This is a genomic window from Stutzerimonas chloritidismutans (genome assembly GCF_051486945.1).
In the GTDB taxonomy this organism is placed as follows: Bacteria; Pseudomonadota; Gammaproteobacteria; order Pseudomonadales; family Pseudomonadaceae; genus Stutzerimonas; species Stutzerimonas chloritidismutans_B.
Map to the genome: position 1 here is coordinate 954,346 of NZ_JAHVDX010000002.1, position 18,145 is coordinate 972,490.

An 18,145-nucleotide genomic window follows, 5' to 3' on the forward strand; every position below is an offset into this window, starting at 1 on the left:
CAAGAAGCCCGGCGAGATGCCGGGCTTCTTGCTTTCAGATACGTTCAAACCGCCTTCAACCGCAACTCCTTCGGCATGGAGAACGTCACGTTCTCCGGCCGGCCATCCAGCTCATTGGTTCCGGTGGCGCCCCACTCACGGAGCTGGTCGATCACGCCTCGCACCAGCACCTCGGGTGCCGAGGCGCCGGCGGTGATGCCGACACGAGTGCTCGCGCCGAACCATTCCTGCTTGAGATCCTGTGCGCCATCGATCAGGTAAGCCGGCGTGTCCATGCGTTCGGCCAGCTCGCGTAGGCGGTTGGAATTGGAACTGTTCGGGCTGCCGACCACCAACACTACATCGCACTCGGCAGCCAGCTGCTTGACGGCGTCCTGGCGATTTTGGGTGGCGTAGCAAATATCGTCTTTTCGCGGACCGCCGATGCTTGGAAAGCGCGCACGGAGGGCGTCGATGACTCGGCTGGTGTCGTCCATTGAGAGCGTCGTTTGGGTGACGAAGGCAAGGGCGTCGGGATTGCGGACCTGTAGCCGGGCCACGTCCTCCTCGTCCTCGACAAGATAGATCGAGCCGCCGTTTGCGGTGTCATACTGCCCCATGGTGCCCTCGACCTCCGGATGCCCGGCATGACCGATGAGGATACATTCGCGGCCCTCGCGGCTGTATTTGGTCACCTCGAGGTGCACCTTCGTCACCAGCGGGCAGGTTGCGTCGAACACCTTCAGCCCGCGCCCTTCAGCCTCCATGCGCACGGCCTGAGACACACCATGAGCACTGAAAATGACGATGAAACCGTCCGGCACCTGGTCCAGCTCGTCGACGAATATCGCCCCTCGCTCGCGCAGATCTTCAACCACGAACTTGTTGTGCACCACTTCATGGCGAACGTAGATCGGCGGGCCGAAGACTTCCAACGCACGGTTGACGATTTCGATGGCGCGGTCGACGCCGGCACAGAAGCCGCGCGGATTGGCGAGTTTGATCTGCATATGAATTCTCGACGCTCAGAGCGGGTAAGTTGTGAGTGTACCGACTGTTCCAGCAGTGACCTGAAATGCTACGGCATGAATTGCCAGCCAGGATCCCCTATCCCTAGCGCTTGTAACGCCTCGTCAGGGATAAGCTGACTGCTCAGACCGGCTTGACCTCGAAAATCTCCACTTCGAACGTCAATGCCTTGCCTGCCAGCGGATGGTTGAAATCTACCGTCACCTGGCGTTCATCGAAGCGCTTGACGACTCCGGGCAGCTCGGTTTTAGCGGCATCGTTGAAGATCACCAAGAGGCCTTCCGACAGCTCCATGCCCTCGAACTGGGCCCGCGGCATCACCTGTACGTTCTGCTCGTTATGCTGGCCGAAACCCTGCTCCGGAGCGATCTGGAAGGTACGACGGTCTCCGGCCTTGAGGCCGTAGAGCTGCTGTTCGAAGCCCGGCAGCAGGCTGCCGTCGCCGATCTTGAAGGTGGCCGGTTGCTTGTCGAAGGTGCTGTCGACCTGCTCGCCGTTCTCGATACCGAGGGCGAAATGCAATGTCACTTGCGTCTCCGGCCCAATGCGCTGCTCACTCATTTGCCGTTTCTCTCGTATTACTGCTACGGAACAGGTCCAGGGCCAGCATCACGGCGCCGACCGTAATCGCGCTGTCGGCGACATTGAACGCCGGAAAACGCCAGCGGTACTGCCAGTGAACCAGGATGAAATCGACGACATGGCCAAGCACCATGCGGTCATAGAGGTTGCCCAGTGCACCACCGAGGACCAGCGCCAGAGCCACTGCCAGCCAGGTCTCGGAAGGCTTGAGGCGCTTCATCCAGACCACCAGCACGACACTGACGCCGATAGCGATCAGCGCGAACAGCCAGCGCTGCCAGCCCGAATGATCAGCCAGAAAGCTGAACGCCGCGCCCGTGTTATAGGCCAGCGTCCAGGCGAAATAGCCGGGGATGACATCCAGCGTCTGGTAAAGCTCGAACCGGGCCTCGAAATAATGCTTCGTTGCCTGGTCCAGCGCGATGACCAGCACGCTGAGCCACAGCCAGGCAAGCTTGCCGAAACGCGCAGTCATGATTGAAACCACGCGGTCATTGCATGCGTCCCACGGGGCACCAGGGCACCCCTGCCAATCATGCCGTCACGCATAGTGACGAACCTCGCCCTCGCCTTCGATGTTTTCCACGCAGCGCCCGCAGATTTCCGGGTGCGCCGCGTTGGAGCCAACGTCAGGCAAGTGATGCCAGCACCGGCCGCACTTGGGATCGGCGGTCTTCACGACTTCCAACTTGAGGCCAGCCAGTTCGCTGACGACCGCCGCGGCCGGCGCTTCAGCCAGCGGAGCGACACGCACCCCTGAGGTGATCAGAACGAAGCGCAGCTCGCCGCCCAGCTTCGCTAAGGTCGCGGCAAGCGCGTCGTCGGCGTAGAGCACCACTTCAGCCTGCAAGTTGCCACCGATCGTCTTGGCGGCACGCTGCGTTTCTAGCTCCTTGTTCACGGCCGCCTTGACGGCCATGACCTGATCCCAGAACGCCCGATCCAGCTCGGCGCCCGTCGGCAGTTCGACGAGGCCGTCGTACCACGTATTGAGCATCACCGATTCGTTGTGCTCGCCCGGCAGGTACTGCCAGATTTCGTCGGCGGTGAAGGCCAGGATCGGCGCGATCCAGCGCACCAGCGCTTCGGCGATGTGGTACAGGGCGGTCTGGCAGGATCGGCGAGGCAGGCTGTCGGTGCCGGTGGTGTACTGACGATCCTTGATGATGTCGAGGTAGAAGCCACCCAGCTCTTGAACGCAGAAATTGTGCACCTTCTGATAGACGTTCCAGAACTTGTAAGTCGAGTAGGCTTCTTCGATCTCGCGCTGCAACAGCAGAGCGCGGTCGATGGCCCAACGATCCAAAGCGATCAGCTGATCGGCGGGCACCAGGTGCTGCGCCGGATCGAAGCCGTCAAGGTTCGAGAGAAGGAAACGCGCGGTGTTACGGATGCGGCGATAGGAATCCGCGCTGCGCTGCAGGATGACTTTGGAGACCGCCATCTCGCCGGAGTAGTCGGTCGAGGCCACCCAGAGGCGAAGGATGTCCGCACCCAGACTGTCGGTGACTTCCTGCGGCGCCACGACGTTGCCCAGCGACTTAGACATCTTGCGTCCGTTCTCGTCGACCACGAAGCCGTGCGTCAGTAGCCCCTTGTAGGGCGCGTGGCCATCGATCGCCGAGCCGGTGAGCAGAGACGAATGGAACCAGCCGCGATGCTGGTCGGAACCTTCCAGATAAAGGTCCGCACGTGGGCCGCTGTCGTGGCCCATCGGATGCGAGCCGCGCATCACGTGCCAGTGGGTGGTGCCGGAGTCGAACCAGACGTCCAGCGTATCGCTGATCTTCTCGTACTGCGCCGCCTCGTCACCCAGCAACTCGGCCGGCTCCAGCCTTGACCAAGCCTCGATACCGCCCTGTTCGACACGTTGGGCAACGTGCTCCATCAGCTCGACAGTACGGGGATGCAGCTCGCCGCTTTCCTTGTGCAGGAAGAACGGGATCGGCACACCCCAAGTGCGCTGGCGCGAGATGCACCAATCCGGGCGCCCGGCGATCATGCCGTGCAGGCGCGCCTGGCCCCAGGCGGGGACGAAGTCGGTCTGTTCGATCGCGTCCAGCGCGCGGCGACGCAGCGAGCTGCCGTCGTGGGCGACCTTGTCCATACCGACGAACCACTGGGCGGTGGCGCGATAGATCAGCGGCGTCTTGTGCCGCCAGCAATGCATGTAGCTGTGCTGGATGCTTTCGTGCTTGAGCAGCGCGCCGACTTCGTCCAGCTTGGCGACGATGTTCGGGTTGGCCTTCCAGATGAACTGGCCGCCAAAAAATGGCAGGTCCGGTACGTACACGCCGTTGCTCTGCACAGGGCCGAGGATGTCGTCGTTCTCCATGCCGTACTGCTTGCAGGAACGGAAGTCGTCCTCACCGTAGGCCGGCGCGGAGTGGACGATGCCGGTGCCCGCCCCGGTTTCCACGTATTCGGCCAGGTAGACCGGCGCGAAACGCTCGTAGAAGGGATGGCGGAAGCGGATCAGTTCAAGTACCTGCCCTTCGCAACGGGCGATGATTTCGCCCTGCAGGCCATAGCGCGAGAGGCACGACTCGACCAGCTCCTCGGCCAGCACCAGCAAACGGTCGCCGACGTCGACCAGCGCATAGATGAACTCAGGATGGACGTTGAGCGCCTGGTTGGCCGGGATCGTCCAAGGGGTGGTAGTCCAGATAACGATGCTGGCCGACTTCGGCAGGTTAGAGAGCCCGAAGGCGGCGGCCAGTTTGTCGGCGTCCTCAACCTCGAAGGCGACGTCGATGGCATCGGATTTCTTGTCCTGGTACTCGACCTCTGCCTCAGCCAGCGCGGAGCCACAGTCGAAACAGAAGTTGACGGGCTTCAAGCCCTTGAAGACAAAACCGCCCTCGACCATTTTCGCCAGTGCACGGATCTCCCCGGCCTCGTTGACGAAGTCCATGGTGCGGTAGGGGTTGTCCCATTCTCCCAGCACGCCGAGCCGGATGAAGTCAGCCTTCTGCCCTTCGATCTGTTCGGCAGCATAGGTGCGGCAGCGTTCGCGGGTCAGGTCCGCAGGCTGGTTCTTGCCGTAGGTGATCTCGACCTTGTGCTCGATCGGCAGGCCGTGGCAATCCCAGCCTGGCACGTACGGCGCGTCGAAGCCGGCCAGTGTCTTGGAACGAACGATGATGTCCTTGATCACCTTATTGACCGCGTGCCCAATGTGAATGCTGCCGTTCGCGTAGGGCGGGCCGTCGTGCAGGACGAACTTCGGACGACCCTCGCCAATCTGGCGCAGCTTCCCGTAGAGGTCGATGCTGCTCCAGCGCTGCAGGATCTCCGGCTCGCGCTGGGGCAGACCGGCCTTCATCGGGAATGCCGTCGACGGCAGATTGAGGGTCGCTTTGTAATCGGTCATTTCAGTCCTGACTCGTGGTAGAGAGTGAAGCCCGCCAGTAGTCGCGAGCCGCGGCGATGTCGGCTTCGATTGCCGTCCTGAGAGCCTCGAGGGAGGCGAAGCGCTGCTCGTCACGCAGCTTGCGGTGAAAGGTCACACGCAGCAGGCGACCGTAAAGGTCGCCCTGATAGTCCAGCAAGTGCACCTCGAGATGAGGGTTACCATCGCTGTCGACGGAGGGCCGCAGCCCGATGTTGGCCACGGCAGGCTGGAGCCCGCCATCGACTTCGGTGCTGACCATGAACACACCACTCAGCGGTGTGCTCTTGCGCTTGAGCTGGATGTTCGCGGTTGGTGCACCCAGCGTGCGGCCCAGGGCCTGGCCGTGCATGACACGCCCGGTGATGCTGAAGGGGCGCCCGAGCAGCTTTTCCGCCAATGCCAGCTCACCCGCGGCCAACACTTGGCGAATACGTGTACTGCTGACCCGCTCGCCTGCCACCTCGATGGTGCGCGCCGCTTCAACGCTAAAGCCTTCGAGCGCCCCAGCTTGCGTCAGGAAGTTGAAATCCCCCGCTCGATCGCAACCGAAGCGAAAATCATCGCCCACTTCCAGATGCTTGACGCCCAACCCCTCGACCAGCGTGGCATGAACGAACTCGGCTGCGCTCAGCTCACGCAGACGACGATTGAAGGCCAGGCAGAGCACCAGGTCGACGCCTTGCTCGTCCAGCAAGCGGAGCTTTTCGCGCAGCCGCGTCAGCCTGGCCGGCGCGCTGTGCGGAGCGAAAAATTCACGCGGCTGTGGCTCGAAGATCACCACGCAGCTCGGCAACCCCAACTCGGCCGCACGCTCACGCAGGCGCGCCAGGATCGCCTGGTGCCCTCTGTGAACCCCGTCGAAATTGCCGATAGTGGCGACGCAGCCCCGATGCCGGGGCCGCAGGTTGTGAAGACCTCGAACCAGCTGCATACCGCACTTCTTGCTTGGAAAGGCGCCGATTATACGCATGAGCAGCGGATGCCGGACAGGTTTGCGCTGCCCGGTACGGGCTCGTCAATGCCGCAGATGCCTGGGTCGCAGCCCCAAGACCACCAAGCCTGCGACAAAGGCCACGATGCCGGCCACGACAAGAATGCCCAGCTGCAAGGCGCGCTGCTGCCAACCCCAAGCGAACCAGTCGGCTGTTGGCACGTTCAGCCACCAGACCGCGGCGACCATGGCAGCGCAACCACCGCACAGCCGCAGCAGGAAGAGCCCCCAGCCCGGCGCGAGGCGGAACACGCCGATCCGGTACAGCCCCCAGAACAGCAGGACCGCATTGAGCATCGAAGACAACGAAGTGGCCAGCGCCAGGCCAACGTGCTGGAGCGGCCAGATCAGGATCAGGTTCATCACCATGTTGGCGATCATGCAGGTCACCGCCACGCGCACGGGCGTCTTCATGTCCTGGCGGGCAAAGAATCCCGGCGCAAGCACCTTGATCAACATGAATGCCAGGACCCCTAGGGAATATGCCTCCAGCGCACGGGCCGACTGCAGCACGGCCTCTTCGGTCATGGCGCCGTAGAAAAACAGGCTGGCTATCAGCGGCTCGGCAAGAATGCCGAGCGCAAGCGCCGCCGGCACGCCGACCAGCAGGACCATGCGCAGCGCCCAGTTGAGCGTATCGGAAAAGGCCTTCGGGTCCGCTCCGGCATGCTGCCGCGACAGGCTCGGCAGAATGACGGTACCAATGGCGATGCCGAAGGCACCCAGCGGCAGCTCCGACAGGCGATCAGCGTAATAGAGCCAAGACACGCTGCCGGTTTGCAGGAAAGACGCCAGAACCGTGTCGAGCAGGAGGTTGATCTGACTGACCGATACGCCAAACAACGCCGGCACCATCAGCAGCATGATGCGCCGTACGCCTTCGTCCCCGATGCGCAGGCGCGGCCGCGGCAACAGCCCGAGCTTCGCCACGTAGGGCAACTGGAAGCCCAGCTGCGCGAACCCAGCAATGAATACGCCCCAGGCGAGCGCCTTGATCGGTTCGTCGAAATAAGGTGTCAGGAAGATCGCAGACGTGATCATGCAAACGTTCAGCAGGACCGGCGTGAAGCCCGGTACGGCAAAGCGCCCGTAGCTGTTGAGAACACCCGAGGTGAAGGCTGTCAGCGAGATCAGCAGCAGGTAAGGGAAGGTAATACGCAGCAAGTCGCCGGCGAGCGCCATTTTCGCTGGCTCGTCATGAAAACCGGGCGCAAAGAGCATCACGACATAGGGCGACGCCAATACTCCGATCGCCGTGATGCCGGTCAGGATCAGCCCAAGCATGCCAGCCGTCCGATCCACCAGCAGCTTCACCTCGGCCAGGGTGCGCTGGGTGCGGTATTCCGACAGCACCGGGACGAATGCCTGGGCAAAGGCACCTTCAGCGAACAGCCGACGCAGGAAATTTGGAATCTTGAAGGCGATGAAAAAGGCGTCGGCAGACGCGCCGGAGCCAAAGTAGCTCGCCACCACCATGTCGCGTACCATGCCCAGCACGCGCGACAGCAGTGTCATCACGCTGACTACCGCGCTCGAGCGCAGCAATCCGCCTTTTCCGGATGTCTCGGACATGTAGGTTCCTAGATGGGGATGCAGAGGTCCGGCCAGGCCTGCGCCACCGGATCGACGGGCAAATACGACAGACGAAAAGGCGGCGAGTTTAGCGACAGGCCTCCTGTCCGGCCAGTGCTCATCACAGCCTCAACGCACTTGACAACCCCCGGCCGCATCGGCATGATTCGCGGCCTTATTTGCTTTGTATCCCACGTTTTCGAGGAGTTCGACGGTGGCCAACAGCCCTTCCGCCAAAAAACGCGCAATTCAGGCTGAGAAGCGTCGCAGCCACAACGCCAGCTTGCGCTCCATGGTTCGTACCTACATCAAAAATGTAGTCAAGGCCATCGATGCTAAAGATCTGGAAAAAGCTCGTACTGCTTACACCGCAGCCGTGCCCGTGATCGACCGCATGGCCGACAAAGGCATCATCCACAAGAACAAGGCCGCTCGTCACAAGAGCCGCCTGAACGGCCACATCAAGGCTCTCGGCGCCGCTGCTGCCTAAGCTGTTCGTTCTTGAAAAAAACCGGCCTAGCGCCGGTTTTTTTGTGCCTGAATCCCAGGGCTTGGCAACCACAACACCGTCAACTAGCGAACAGAACCCCAAGGCAGTATTGGAATCGCCGTGACCGCGTTTTGCGGACTGCCTTCGATAACGCGATCACTGTAGACAAGATAAACCAGCGTATTCCGCGGCTCGTCGAAGAAACGCACCACTTGCATTGTCTTGAACACCAGCGACGTCCGTTCCTTGAAGACTACCTCGCCCTCTTCTAGCGTATCGCTCATGCGTATCGGCCCAACCTGCCGACAGGCAATCGACGCCTCGGCACGATCTTCCGCCAACCCAAGCCCACCCTTGATCCCACCTGTCTTGGCACGAGACAGGTAGCAGGTAACACCCTCGACTTTGGGATCATCGAACGCCTCCACGACGATCTTGTGGTTCGGCCCTACCCACTTGAACGCCGTATCGACCTCTCCGACTTCACGTGCCATGCCAATCAATGGCCACGCCGCAAGGAGCATCAGGGTTCCCGCCAAGCGCATAGACAAACTCCTCAAACCAGGATCATGTTGTCGCGATGGATCAGCTCAGGCTCGTCGACGTAGCCAAGCAACTTCTCGATTTCGTCGGACGGCCGCCCCAGGATCCGCTGCGTCTCAGCCACACTGTAGTTGACCAAGCCACGGGCAACCTCTCGACCATCCGGGCCAACGCAGACCACCATCTCGCCGCGCCTGAAACCGCCCTGCACCGCCTTGACGCCTACAGGCAGCAGGCTGCGATTGCCTTGGCGTAAAGCGTGCACCGCCCCCTCATCCAGCGTGACGGTGCCGCGTGTCTGCAGATGACCCGCCAGCCACTGCTTGCGTGCGGCATGCCGGGTGCACTCAGGCGCCAGCAGCGTCCCCAGTCTTTCACCCGCCTGTAGACGAGCCAATACTTGCTCGATGCGGCCACCCACAATCACTGTATAAGCCCCGGAGCGCGCCGCCAGACGGGCCGCACGCAGCTTGGTCTGCATGCCACCACGGCCAAGCGCTCCTCCCGTGCCACCGGCAACGGCATCGAGGGTCGGATCGTCGGCGCGCGCCTCGCTTATGAGATTAGCGTCGGGGTTGTTGCGTGGATCGGCATCGAACATACCGTCGCGGTCGGTGAGGATGACCAATAGGTCCGCCTCGACGAGATTCGCCACGAGCGCAGCGAGGGTATCGTTGTCGCCGAAACGGATTTCGTCGGTGACCACGGTATCGTTTTCGTTGATCACCGGAACCACCTGCAAATCGATCAACGTGCGCAGCGTGCTACGGGCATTGAGATAGCGCTTACGGTCAGACAGGTCGTCATGGGTAACCAGCACCTGGGCCGTCTGCTGGCCGCAGCGCGCAAAGCTGCTCTCCCAGGCCCTGATCAACCCCATCTGCCCGACCGCAGCGGCCGCCTGCAGCTCGTGCACCGCCTTGGGCCGGGCAGCCCAGCCGAGCCGACTCATGCCAGCAGCAACAGCGCCGGACGAAACCAGCACCAATTCGATGCCGGCATCGCGCAAGGCCACCATCTGATCGACCCAGACCGCCATCGCGTCCTGGTCCAGCCCCCGACCATCGGCCGTCAACAATGCGCTCCCGATCTTCACTACCCAGCGCCGCGCGCCGCTCACCTTGTCCCGCATCGATCCCGCCTTCAATTCCGTAACAGGCCAAACCACATCGGTGAGCTCACGCGTCCCGCCCACCAACCACTCGCTCGGACATCAACAACCCCTGCGGGCATCATCAGCGAACGTAGAAAATCTCAGCGCCGCCTTCGTCATCGTCGTCATCATCGAAATCGTCATCCTCGGTGTCTGACGACTTCACGCCCGCACGACGCAGCGCTCGCTGATCATCCAGCTCCTGAAGACGCGCCCGCGCCTCGTCTTCGATCTGCTGATCGAGCTCAGCGAGCGCCTCCGCAAATGAGGGCTCCTCAGCGATACGCACCGTACGCTCATCCAAGTAGCGCATGATCGCCTGGGCAAGCGCCTCGGTACCCTCGCGCTCCAGCGCAGAGATCACGAACACGGGGCCAGTCCACTCCAGGCGCTCGACAACCGCACGCACACGCGCCTCACGCTCTTCTTCGAGCAGCTGGTCAGCCTTGTTCAAAACCAGCCAACGGTCGCGCTGCGCCAGGGCCGGGCTGAACTTTTCCAGCTCGTTGAGGATGATCTCAGCCGCCTCGGCCGGATCGCTGTTGTCCAGGGGCGCCATGTCGACCAGGTGCAACAACAGACGGGTGCGCGCCAGGTGTTTGAGAAAGCGGATCCCCAGACCTGCACCTTCCGATGCACCCTCGATCAAACCTGGGATGTCGGCGATCACAAAGCTTTTGTAACGACCGACACTGACGACGCCGAGATTAGGAACCAGGGTAGTGAAGGGGTAATCGGCCACCTTTGGCTTGGCCGCCGACACCGAACGGATGAACGTACTCTTGCCGGCATTGGGCAGCCCCAGCAAGCCCACGTCAGCCAGCACCTTGAGCTCAAGCTTGAGGTCACGCGCCTCGCCGGGTTTACCCGGGGTGGTCTGACGCGGCGCACGGTTAGTACTGGATTTAAAGCGAGTATTGCCCAACCCGTGCCAGCCACCCTGCGCGACCAACAGGCGCTGCCCCGGCTGCGTGAGGTCACCAATGACGTCCTGGGTCGCCGCATCAATGACCGTCGTGCCGACCGGGACCGGCAGGATCAGGTCATCGCCTTTCGCGCCCGTGCACTCAGTGCTGCCGCCCTTCTGGCCATTGGGGGCATTGAACCTGCGCGTATAGCGGTAGTCGACCAGCGTATTGAGATTTTCGTCGGCCTCGAGAAATACCGAGCCGCCATCTCCACCGTCACCACCATTGGGACCGCCTTTTTCGATGAACTTCTCGCGTCGAAAGCTCATCATGCCGTTACCGCCGTCGCCGGCTTTTACAAAAATCGATACTTCATCGACGAATTTCATGGGAACGCCTCCCGCCGCGACGACGGGTTAGAAACAGAAATAAGGGTCTTGCGAAACCCAGCGGAGCCGGGGCGCAGCAGCTTTGCGCAAGAGCCCTATGGAGGATACAGAAACAAAAAAGCCCCGTCGCATGACAGGGCTTTTCCAGCGAGGTCGCGATTAGGCCGCGACAACGCTCACGTAGCGACGGCCGAACTCGCCCTTCACTTCAAACTTGACCACGCCTTCCACTTTCGCGAACAGGGTGTGATCCTTGCCCATACCTACGCCGTAGCCGGCATGGAACTGGGTGCCGCGCTGACGCACGATGATGTTGCCGGCCTTGATGACCTGGCCGCCATACATCTTCACGCCAAGGCGTTTGGCTTCTGAGTCGCGACCGTTGCGGGTAGAACCGCCAGCTTTTTTGTGTGCCATGAGTTCAATACTCCTATTGGGGCATTCAGGCCCGATTAGCCCTGGATACCAGTGATTTTGACCTCAGTGAACCACTGACGGTGGCCCTGACGCTTCATGTGGTGCTTACGACGGCGGAATTTGATGATACTGACCTTGTCGTGACGACCTTGAGCGATCACTTCGGCAGTGACCTTGGCACCATCGACCACCGGAGCGCCGATCTTCACATCGTCGCCGTTGCCAACGAGCAGAACGCGGTCAAAGGTGACAGCTTCGCCAGTCGCAACTTCGAGTTTTTCAATCTTGAGGTATTCGCCTTCGGCAACCTTGTATTGCTTGCCGCCAGTAACGATAACTGCGTACATCGTGTATCTCCGTTGATCCTGCTCACCCAGCGCTTTAGCGAAATAGTTAGGGGCTGGCATGGCTGCTCGGGGCCGGAAGGGACGCCCTTGCAATTGCGTAAGGCAGGGAAATGCCCAGGGGGAAAGTTCAGGGTCCGCGATTGTACGCATGCCCCAGCAGAGACGCAAGAGCCGCCGGGGCTCGCCTTGACAGTGCCTGACCCGCCCCATAGCATGCCGCGCAATCTCCGAGGAGTACGCTTCCCCGATGCAACCCCAGGCCTTTTACCAAGTCGTGGCTGATGATTTCGCCGCCGTTGACGGCATCATTCGCAATCAGCTGACTTCTCGCGTGCCGCTGGTGGAAAAGATCGGGGACTATATCACCTCGGCCGGCGGCAAGCGCCTGCGCCCACTACTGGTACTGCTCAGCGGCAATGCGCTTGGCTTGAAGGGCGATCAGCTTCGCCTGCTGGCTGCGATCATCGAATTTCTTCATACCTCTACCTTGCTGCATGACGACGTCGTCGACATGTCCGGCATGCGGCGCGGCCGCTCGACCGCCAACGCCCTCTGGGGAAACGCACCGAGCGTGCTGGTCGGTGACTTCCTCTATGCCCGCTCGTTCGAAATGATGGTCAGCCTCGGCTCGATGCCGGTGATGCGCATCATTTCCCAAGCGACGCGTGTGATCGCCGAAGGCGAAGTGCTCCAGCTCTCCAAGGTGCGCGACGCCAGCACCACCGAAGCCATATATATGGAGGTAATTCGCGGCAAGACCGCGATGCTGTTTGAGGCATCCACCCACAGCGCCGCGACACTGGCCGGCGCCAGTGACGAACAGTGCGAGGCGCTGCGCACCTTTGGTGACCACTTGGGTGTCGCTTTCCAATTGGTCGACGACCTGCTTGACTACCAGGGCGACGCCGAGACGCTCGGCAAGAATGTCGGAGACGACCTGGCCGAAGGCAAGCCGACGCTACCGCTGATCTACACGATGCGCGAGGGCACCGAAGAGCAGGCCGCGCTCGTTCGCCGCGCGATTCAGAAGGGTGGCATCGAAGATCTCGAAGACATTCGCAAGGCTGTCGAAAGCTGCGGCGCGCTCGACTATACCGCGCGCCTGGCTCGCGATTATGCCGAGCGGGCGATTGCCTGCCTCGAGCTGATCCCCGCCAACCCTTATCGTGACGCTCTAGTCGAACTGACCCGCTTCGCCGTCGCACGCACCCACTGACAAATCCCAGCGCCCACCGCCGATCCCACCGATCGGCGCGCCTTCTTTTACGCTTGCATGTTTGCAAATAACAATTATTCTCATTAACGAGATTAATTGGAGGCTCTCATGACTTATCTGATCGACGCCTGGCTGGACCGCCCACACCCTTACCTGCGCATTCTCGACCGCCACACGGGCGCAGTATGCGTCTCGCTCGACGGTGACGCGCTCGAAGAATTGAGGGAGCAAGGGGACCTTGATCTGCAGGAGTTGAGCACCAGCGAACCCTGTGTGCTCAAGGAACAGGTGCGCAACCTGTTCCTGTTCTCCTATGCCCGGGCGTTGCGCCCCTGAGCAGAGGTATCAGAGCACGGCAAGCAGTTCGACATCGAAGACGAGCACACTGTGGGGCGGAATGCTGCCAACGCCCTGCGCGCCATACGCCAGTTCGCTCGGCACGTAGAGTCGCCACTTGCTGCCAACGCTCATCAACTGCAGCGCCTCGGTCCAGCCTGCAATGACGCCTCCAACCGGGAATTCGGCAGGCTGCCCACGCTGGTAGGAACTGTCGAAGACGGTGCCATCGATCAGGGTGCCATGGTAATGCGTGCGAACCTGGTCCTGCAGACTCGGCTTGGCGCCGTCGCCTGCGTTCAGCACTTCGTACTGCAAACCGGACGCCAGGGTAGTGATGCCGTCGCGCTTGCCGTTTTCGGCCAGGAAAGCTTTGCCCTCACCCGCCGCCGCCTCGGCTTTCTGCTGCGCCTCAGCCTGCATGCGCTCGCGGATGACGGCAAAGCTGGCATTCAAGGCTTGGGCATCGACACGGCTCTGCGCACCGGAAAATGCATCGCGGATGCCTGCAATGACGGCGTCCAGGCTAATCCCGGGCGGTGGGTTGTCGCGCAACTGGTCACCCAGCTGGCGACCGATGCCATAGCTGACCCGGGTTTCGTCGGTGTTTAAGTTGAGATCGGTCATGCCTGGGCTCCGCTGGAAAAAGGGCGCACAGCCTAGCACAGCCGTCGCCGACCTGACCGCCGAAGCCGGTGCTCACCAGGCCGAGCGCATGCCGACCGCTACCCGCAACGGCTCTCTCGTACCGCTCGCCAGGCCACACATCTCGTCATAAGCCGAGCTATGCACGAGGTACATGGGGACTACCGGAACCTCGCTGAGCAAATCACGCGCATGCTCGACCGACCGCACATGAATGACTGCGCCATGCTCGTCGCGTAAAACCTGCGAGCGCCCCTGGGCCTGCACGCTTAGCAGATAGAACCCGCCCTCCAGCGAAACCAGATCCAGCGACTGGACACGCGACGCCTGCGCCTCTTGAAGCAATACCTGCAGGTTCATCGAGAAGCCTCCTTTACAAGACGACTTCTTTTGTACAACGCACGCCCAACGCATTACAACCGTAGGCGCCTTATGCCCTAGGCGCGCACAGACCCCGTCCGTGGCTTAGTGTTTGGTGAGCTTGTCAAGATAACCCATCGCGAAGGCCGAGAATACGAACGTCAAGTGGATGATCACGTACCACATCAGCTGCTCGCTCTCGAGCTGCTGGGCATCCATGAACATCCGCAGCAAATGGATCGACGAGATGGCTACGATCGACGCGGCAACCTTCATCTTCAACGAGCCGGAATCCATCTTGCCCAACCAGTCGAGCTTCTCCTTGCCTTCGTCGACGTTCAGCTGCGATACGAAGTTCTCGTAGCCGGACAGCATCACCATAACCAGCAGCCCCCCGACCAGGGCCATGTCGATCAGCGACAGCAACTTGAGGATCAGATCGCCCTCGCTTAGCGAGAGGATGGACGGAAGGATGTGCAAGATTTCCTGAAAGAACTTGATGGCGAGCGCCAGCAGCGCGAACGCCAAACCAAAGTAGATCGGCGCAAGCAACCAGCGCGCCGCGTACATGCCGTTCTCGATGAAACGTTCCATCTGATCTCACTGTGGGAGTGTGTTATTCGCCGGCGAGTATACGCAGCGCAACGCGCCATTCAAGGCGCCTCGCGGCGGATGAAATGTGTGGATAACAATTTCCAGCAGCCGTGCAAGCAGCACGCGCGACCCTGGCTATCGAGCCTTGAAGTGGCTCAGGTCCGCGACTCCCAACCACCGAGGTAGCGCGCCTGGTTGGCGTTGACCTTACGCAGCTCCGCCTGCATGTGCAGCTGCCAGATCGAAGGCGAGTCCGACTGGCTGTAGCCCTGCCCATAGAGATTATTGGCGATAGCCTCAAGTACCGACTCAGCCGCCCGAGGCCCGTGGAATGGGCCCTGCGCCTTGATCGCCGTAGGTTGACCGTCATCCAGTCCGGCCGCGCAGAGCAAGGTCCACAAACCGTTGCCTCCGGAAAGCGGACGAATAACGCATTCGATTCGGGTGACCAGGCCCAGGCACTGGCGGTTGAGGCAAAGTGTATGTGACATGACGGCGGTCCTCGCGCTCGGTTGCGCCGCGTCGCTTTTGAACGCAGCGGCAGGTCAACCTGTTTATCCCCAAAGGCTGTGGATAATCATGTGGAAAAAGAGTGGGAACTCTCTTCCAGTGCAGACCCGCCGGTGGCCGTATCGTTCCGTTCAAATAATCGTCAGCGCAGAGTTCCTCAGCCTTTCTCACCCGCAATCGCCGCAGCAGTTGCCAGCACCTCTTCCGGCGAAGCCGCATCGGTCCTCGAGTCGTCCTCGAGTTCGATTTCGGCGATATCCCGCAGCCGCTCGACGACCCGCGCATTGACGCTGCCCTTGGGGAAGTGGCCGTTTTCGTCCGCCGCGCCGACCGGTTCGCCGACCAGCAGCGACAGGGCCTCGTCCACGTGACGCACCGCGTAGATGTGGAAGCGCTGCTGGCGCACAGCCTCGAGCACGCGCTCGTCGAGCATCAAGGTTGTGACGTTGGCGAACGGAATGATCGCACCCTGCTCGCCGGTCAACCCCCGCGCCTCGCAAAGGCGGAAGAAGCCTTCGATCTTTTCGTTCACCCCACCGACGGCCTGTACTTCGCCGAACTGGTTGATCGAGCCGGTGATGGCGAAGCACTGCTTTAGAGGTGTGCGGGAGATGGCCGAGATCAATGCGCAGCATTCGCCAAGCGATGCACTGTCGCCGTCCACATAACCGTAGGACTGCTCCAGCGCGATGCTTGCCGAGATTTCCAGCGGGAATTCCTGCGCGTAGCGGCTGCCAAGGAAGCCTGTCAGGATCATCACGCCCTTGGAGTGGATCGGCTGCCCCAGGTTGACCTCGCGCTCGATGTCGACAATACCCGAACCGCCTGGATAAACGGTGGCGGAGATGCGCGCCGGCATGCCGAACGCCGAATCGCCGACTTCCAGCACCGTCAGCCCGTTGCACTTACCGATGGCCGCGCCTTCGCTGTCGATGAGAATCACCCCGGCGAGAATATCCTCCAGGATGCGCGCCGAGACGCGCCCGGTCCGGGTGGCTTTGGCCTTGAGCGCACGCTCGATGTGGCCAACATCGGTGACTTCGTCCTTCGCCAGTTGGCGGATGAAATCCGCCTCGCTGACCAGCTGGAAGATGTCGCCAATACGCGCCGACAGCCGCCCCTGGTGCTCGGCCAGCCGCGCGCTGTAGGTCGCCAGGCGTGCCACCGCAGCGGCGGTAAGCGGCGCCATGCCCTCTTCCGAGGTCCGCGTCTTCATCAACTGGGCGAATTGCTCGAGGCTGTCCTCGGCCAGCGGGATTTCCTCGTCGAAATCCACCAGCACACGGAACATCTCCTGGAAGTCCGGATCCAGGTCCTGCAGGGTGTAGTAGAGCTGCCGCGACCCGATAATCACGACTTTTACGTTGAGCGGAATCACTGCGGGGTTCAACGTGACCGTCGCCAGGCGGCCCATTTCTGCCAGCGGCGACTCCATCTTCAGGCGCCGCGATTGCAGTGCGCGCTTGAGCGCTTCCCAGACAAAGGGCTCGCTCAGCATCTTCTCCGCTTCGAGCATCAGAAAGCCGCCGTTGGCGCGATGCAGCGCGCCGGGGCGAAGCTGGCGGTAGCTGGTGTAAAGCGCGCCCTGATCCGTGCTGTATTCGATGCGGCCGAAGAGGTTGTCATACGTCGGATGCGGTTCGAATACCACCGGCGCGCCGCCGTCGAACGGGTGCCCTACGACCAGGCTGGGGCTGTATTGCTCTTCGAGCAACTGGCGGGTCTGGGCGTCGGGGCGGTTCTCGTCGACCAGCTGCTCGACCACCGTTTTTAGCAAGTTGACCTGCACAGCCTGCAGGTAAGCCTCGATCCCTGCGTTCTCGGCGTACTTTTCCGAGAGCGGCGCGAGCAATGGCTGCAGCGCTTGGGTGATGGTTTCGTCGTTGAGCTGGCGCAGCTGATTGCTCGATTCACGCTTCCACTGCGGCAGGCTGGCGAGCCCCTCGTTGAGCTGCACCTCCAGCGCGGAAATATCCTCGTGATAGCGTTCGCGCTCGGCTTCCGGCAGCTGAGCGAACTCAGCCTCGTCCATCGACTTGCCGTCCTTCATCGGCGTGAAGGCGATATTGCTGCTGTCGCGGTAGAGGGCAATCTCCTTTTCCAGCGCCAGCTTCTCGATGACGTCGAGCGCTTTGTCGTAGCGCTGATTGAAGGCACGGTCGATGGCGCTCTTCTTTTGCTGGAAGCTCGGGTGCTCGAACACCGCAGGGAAGGTCGCCATAAGGTTGTCGATCAACTGGCCGATGTCGGCGATGAACTCGCCCGCCCCGCCTTTCGGCAGTTCCACGACCCGTGGTTCACGTGGCTCGTCGAAGTTGTTGACATAGACCCAGTCAGACGGCGTATCCAGCCGTTTGCCCTCGGCTTTGAGGTACCGGCGCACGAAGGAAAAGCGGCCGGTCCCCGGCTCACCCATCACATAGACGTTGTAGCCCGGACGCGGCATGGCTACACCGAACTGAAGCGCCTCGACGGCGCGCTCCTGTCCGAGCACGCCAAGGAAGGGCTCCAGCTCGTCGGTGGTCTTGAAATTGAACTGGCTGGGTTCGAAGGGACGGGTCAGCGCATCGGGCGCCAGGCGCAGGCCGGGAGCGACAGTTTCGGGCATCGGAAATCCTTGCTGGAGGTGGCCGCACGGCCACGAATGATGCCGCCATTCTGGCGATGCCCATGCCGGGCTGCAAGGCTGG

General features: G+C 61.6%; 19 protein-coding genes. 3 read left to right on the forward strand and 16 right to left on the reverse strand.

What is annotated here, in order from left to right:
• Nucleotides 1-44 precede the first annotated feature (44 nt).
• The 6 genes from ispH to murJ form a co-directional block, all read right to left on the reverse strand.
• Nucleotides 45-989, reverse strand: coding sequence for a 4-hydroxy-3-methylbut-2-enyl diphosphate reductase (gene ispH, locus KXR72_RS11530; protein ID WP_437421244.1), 945 nt, complete (start codon nucleotides 987-989; stop codon nucleotides 45-47).
• Between the two features lie 142 nt (nucleotides 990-1,131).
• On the reverse strand, nucleotides 1,132-1,569 hold the full coding sequence (fkpB, locus tag KXR72_RS11535) for an FKBP-type peptidyl-prolyl cis-trans isomerase (protein WP_437421245.1): 438 nt from the start codon (nucleotides 1,567-1,569) through the stop codon (nucleotides 1,132-1,134).
• Nucleotides 1,562-2,065: a signal peptidase II gene (gene lspA / locus KXR72_RS11540; protein ID WP_437421246.1), complete on the reverse strand. Its 504-nt coding sequence runs from the start codon at nucleotides 2,063-2,065 to the stop codon at nucleotides 1,562-1,564. The genes fkpB and lspA overlap by 8 nt, the downstream gene beginning before the upstream one ends.
• 66 nt (nucleotides 2,066-2,131) lie before the next feature.
• The gene (gene ileS / locus KXR72_RS11545; RefSeq protein ID WP_437421247.1) at nucleotides 2,132-4,963 is read right to left on the reverse strand and encodes an isoleucine--tRNA ligase; all 2,832 of its coding nucleotides are present in this window, start codon (nucleotides 4,961-4,963) and stop codon (nucleotides 2,132-2,134) included.
• 1 nt (nucleotide 4,964) lies between these two features.
• Complete coding sequence (ribF, locus tag KXR72_RS11550; protein WP_437421248.1) at nucleotides 4,965-5,915, reverse strand: bifunctional riboflavin kinase/FAD synthetase; 951 nt, start codon at nucleotides 5,913-5,915, stop codon at nucleotides 4,965-4,967.
• Between the two features lie 84 nt (nucleotides 5,916-5,999).
• A complete protein-coding gene (murJ, locus tag KXR72_RS11555) occupies nucleotides 6,000-7,547 on the reverse strand; it encodes a murein biosynthesis integral membrane protein MurJ (protein ID WP_437421249.1) in 1,548 nt (515 codons plus the stop codon).
• A 214-nt stretch (nucleotides 7,548-7,761) separates the two neighbouring features.
• On the opposite strand from murJ, the gene rpsT reads away from it, so the two are divergent.
• Complete coding sequence (gene rpsT / locus KXR72_RS11560; protein ID WP_217477651.1) at nucleotides 7,762-8,037, forward strand: 30S ribosomal protein S20; 276 nt, start codon at nucleotides 7,762-7,764, stop codon at nucleotides 8,035-8,037.
• Between the two features lie 83 nt (nucleotides 8,038-8,120).
• Here the strand turns inward: rpsT and KXR72_RS11565 are convergent, their stop codons facing one another.
• From KXR72_RS11565 to rplU, 5 genes are all read right to left on the reverse strand, one after another.
• Nucleotides 8,121-8,582, reverse strand: a complete 462-nt coding sequence (locus KXR72_RS11565) for a CreA family protein (protein ID WP_437421250.1) — start codon at nucleotides 8,580-8,582, stop codon at nucleotides 8,121-8,123.
• An 11-nt stretch (nucleotides 8,583-8,593) separates the two neighbouring features.
• A complete protein-coding gene (gene proB, locus KXR72_RS11570) occupies nucleotides 8,594-9,712 on the reverse strand; it encodes a glutamate 5-kinase (protein ID WP_437421251.1) in 1,119 nt (372 codons plus the stop codon).
• Nucleotides 9,713-9,815: 103 nt separating this feature from the next.
• Nucleotides 9,816-11,030 carry an Obg family GTPase CgtA gene (cgtA, locus tag KXR72_RS11575; protein ID WP_437421252.1) on the reverse strand — a complete coding sequence of 405 codons (1,215 nt, stop codon included), beginning with the start codon at nucleotides 11,028-11,030 and terminating at the stop codon, nucleotides 9,816-9,818.
• 159 nt (nucleotides 11,031-11,189) lie between these two features.
• On the reverse strand, nucleotides 11,190-11,447 hold the full coding sequence (gene rpmA, locus KXR72_RS11580) for a 50S ribosomal protein L27 (protein ID WP_437421253.1): 258 nt from the start codon (nucleotides 11,445-11,447) through the stop codon (nucleotides 11,190-11,192).
• Nucleotides 11,448-11,482: 35 nt separating this feature from the next.
• On the reverse strand, nucleotides 11,483-11,794 hold the full coding sequence (rplU, locus tag KXR72_RS11585; protein ID WP_243605829.1) for a 50S ribosomal protein L21: 312 nt from the start codon (nucleotides 11,792-11,794) through the stop codon (nucleotides 11,483-11,485).
• A 247-nt stretch (nucleotides 11,795-12,041) separates the two neighbouring features.
• Here rplU and KXR72_RS11590 point away from each other — a divergent pair, with 247 nt between their 5' ends.
• Together KXR72_RS11590 and KXR72_RS11595 are read left to right on the forward strand one after the other, a co-directional pair.
• The gene (locus tag KXR72_RS11590) at nucleotides 12,042-13,010 is read left to right on the forward strand and encodes a polyprenyl synthetase family protein (protein WP_437421254.1); all 969 of its coding nucleotides are present in this window, start codon (nucleotides 12,042-12,044) and stop codon (nucleotides 13,008-13,010) included.
• A 108-nt stretch (nucleotides 13,011-13,118) separates the two neighbouring features.
• Nucleotides 13,119-13,346, forward strand: a complete 228-nt coding sequence (locus KXR72_RS11595) for a PA4570 family protein (protein WP_243605827.1) — start codon at nucleotides 13,119-13,121, stop codon at nucleotides 13,344-13,346.
• Between the two features lie 9 nt (nucleotides 13,347-13,355).
• On the opposite strand, the gene KXR72_RS11600 is transcribed toward KXR72_RS11595, so the two are convergent.
• From KXR72_RS11600 to KXR72_RS11620, 5 genes are all read right to left on the reverse strand, one after another.
• Entirely contained in the window at nucleotides 13,356-13,973 is a 618-nt protein-coding gene (locus KXR72_RS11600) for an FKBP-type peptidyl-prolyl cis-trans isomerase (protein ID WP_437421255.1), read from the reverse strand.
• Between the two features lie 72 nt (nucleotides 13,974-14,045).
• Nucleotides 14,046-14,351, reverse strand: coding sequence for a DUF6482 family protein (locus tag KXR72_RS11605; protein ID WP_437421256.1), 306 nt, complete (start codon nucleotides 14,349-14,351; stop codon nucleotides 14,046-14,048).
• 105 nt (nucleotides 14,352-14,456) lie between these two features.
• Nucleotides 14,457-14,945 (reverse strand): TIGR00645 family protein, encoded by a 489-nt coding sequence (locus tag KXR72_RS11610; RefSeq protein WP_437421257.1) that lies wholly within the window; start codon nucleotides 14,943-14,945, stop codon nucleotides 14,457-14,459.
• A 155-nt stretch (nucleotides 14,946-15,100) separates the two neighbouring features.
• Nucleotides 15,101-15,436 carry a hypothetical protein gene (locus KXR72_RS11615; RefSeq protein ID WP_437421258.1) on the reverse strand — a complete coding sequence of 112 codons (336 nt, stop codon included), beginning with the start codon at nucleotides 15,434-15,436 and terminating at the stop codon, nucleotides 15,101-15,103.
• 176 nt (nucleotides 15,437-15,612) lie between these two features.
• Nucleotides 15,613-18,063, reverse strand: a complete 2,451-nt coding sequence (locus tag KXR72_RS11620) for a Lon protease family protein (protein WP_437421259.1) — start codon at nucleotides 18,061-18,063, stop codon at nucleotides 15,613-15,615.
• Nucleotides 18,064-18,145 lie beyond the last annotated feature (82 nt).

Coding starts and splice junctions, on each gene's coding strand:
- KXR72_RS11615 (WP_437421258.1), bottom strand. CDS start 15,436: ATGTCACATACACTTTGCCTCAACCGCCAGTGCCTGGGCCTGGTCACC.
- KXR72_RS11565 (WP_437421250.1), bottom strand. CDS start 8,582: ATGCGCTTGGCGGGAACCCTGATGCTCCTTGCGGCGTGGCCATTGATT.
- fkpB (WP_437421245.1), bottom strand. CDS start 1,569: ATGAGTGAGCAGCGCATTGGGCCGGAGACGCAAGTGACATTGCATTTC.
- ispH (WP_437421244.1), bottom strand. CDS start 989: ATGCAGATCAAACTCGCCAATCCGCGCGGCTTCTGTGCCGGCGTCGAC.
- lspA (WP_437421246.1), bottom strand. CDS start 2,065: ATGACTGCGCGTTTCGGCAAGCTTGCCTGGCTGTGGCTCAGCGTGCTG.
- proB (WP_437421251.1), bottom strand. CDS start 9,712: ATGCGGGACAAGGTGAGCGGCGCGCGGCGCTGGGTAGTGAAGATCGGG.
- rpmA (WP_437421253.1), bottom strand. CDS start 11,447: ATGGCACACAAAAAAGCTGGCGGTTCTACCCGCAACGGTCGCGACTCA.
- ribF (WP_437421248.1), bottom strand. CDS start 5,915: ATGCAGCTGGTTCGAGGTCTTCACAACCTGCGGCCCCGGCATCGGGGC.
- KXR72_RS11590 (WP_437421254.1), top strand. CDS start 12,042: ATGCAACCCCAGGCCTTTTACCAAGTCGTGGCTGATGATTTCGCCGCC.
- cgtA (WP_437421252.1), bottom strand. CDS start 11,030: ATGAAATTCGTCGATGAAGTATCGATTTTTGTAAAAGCCGGCGACGGC.
- rplU (WP_243605829.1), bottom strand. CDS start 11,794: ATGTACGCAGTTATCGTTACTGGCGGCAAGCAATACAAGGTTGCCGAA.
- murJ (WP_437421249.1), bottom strand. CDS start 7,547: ATGTCCGAGACATCCGGAAAAGGCGGATTGCTGCGCTCGAGCGCGGTA.
- KXR72_RS11605 (WP_437421256.1), bottom strand. CDS start 14,351: ATGAACCTGCAGGTATTGCTTCAAGAGGCGCAGGCGTCGCGTGTCCAG.
- ileS (WP_437421247.1), bottom strand. CDS start 4,963: ATGACCGATTACAAAGCGACCCTCAATCTGCCGTCGACGGCATTCCCG.
- KXR72_RS11620 (WP_437421259.1), bottom strand. CDS start 18,063: ATGCCCGAAACTGTCGCTCCCGGCCTGCGCCTGGCGCCCGATGCGCTG.
- KXR72_RS11595 (WP_243605827.1), top strand. CDS start 13,119: ATGACTTATCTGATCGACGCCTGGCTGGACCGCCCACACCCTTACCTG.
- KXR72_RS11610 (WP_437421257.1), bottom strand. CDS start 14,945: ATGGAACGTTTCATCGAGAACGGCATGTACGCGGCGCGCTGGTTGCTT.
- KXR72_RS11600 (WP_437421255.1), bottom strand. CDS start 13,973: ATGACCGATCTCAACTTAAACACCGACGAAACCCGGGTCAGCTATGGC.